Below are 1,030 nucleotides of genomic sequence, written 5' to 3' on the forward strand. Positions count from 1 at the left end.
ATTAGAGTTGTTGGGAAATAAGGTAAAATGGTTCAAGCAGAAATTGGCCAGAAGAATGCTAAATATTGAACGAGCCTTAAAACAAGATAGGTTACTCAGAGCATTAACAGGATTAAACCGTAAAGCATTTGAATCCTTGTTGAAGTCTTTTCATCAAATATATCAGCAAACATTGCTCGAGAAACCTCGTCAACGCTCTTTTGGAGGAGGCCGTAAGGCTCGTTTACGCACCAGTAAGGACAAATTATTCTATATTCTCTTCTACTTTAAATGTTACCCAACCTTTGATTTGGCTAGTATATTGTTTGATATAGACCGCAGCCAGGCACATCATTGGACTCATCGTTTACAGCCTATATTAGAAACAGCCTTGGGAGAAAAAAAAGCACTACCAGAACGCCAAATCAATAGTGTCCAAGCATTTATAGAGCGTTTCCCTGGAGTAGAACGAGTGGTAATGGATGGCACAGAACGCCCAGTAAAACGGCCTACTGACTCAGAAACACAAAAACTGAATTATTCGGGAAAAAAAAAGCGTCATACCCGTAAACATCTAGCAGCAGTAAACCAAAGCAAACAAGTGCTGGTATTAAGCCAAGCAAGAGAAGGAAAGTTACATGACAAGAAATTCCATGACGAAGAAAAGTTGATAGGAAATATACCTGCGGAGATACCAATTGAAGTAGATAGTGGCTTTCAAGGTATTCAACACCAGTATGAAAATATCCGCATACCTCATAAAAAGCCAAAGGGGGGAGAATTAACTCAACAGCAAAAGACCGAAAATCGGACATTGAGTCAATCTAGAGTGATATGTGAAAACGCCTTCGCGGGTGTTAAGCGCTATGGGGCTGTCAATCAGATTTACCGTAATCATAAGCATGATTTTGATGACAAATTAATGTTAACAGCAACTGGACTATGGAACTTGTACCTGATGGCAGCATAAATAATCAAATCACTAACCAAAATTAATTAGTTTAAGTTTTCATTTTTCGCTCACCTAAGTTATTTCCCAACAACTCTATTA

General features: G+C 38.5%; 1 protein-coding gene. It reads left to right on the forward strand.

Going from position 1 to position 1,030, the window contains the following annotated elements; translation table 11 throughout:
• Window positions 1-949, forward strand: a 949-nt coding sequence (locus F6K15_RS37960) for a transposase family protein (RefSeq protein WP_293071272.1), incomplete at its 5' end; no start/stop codon positions are given.
• Window positions 950-1,030: the final 81 nt, after the last annotated feature.

It is taken from the genome of Okeania sp. SIO2B3 (assembly GCF_010672525.1).
Taxonomy (GTDB): domain Bacteria; phylum Cyanobacteriota; class Cyanobacteriia; order Cyanobacteriales; family Microcoleaceae; genus Okeania.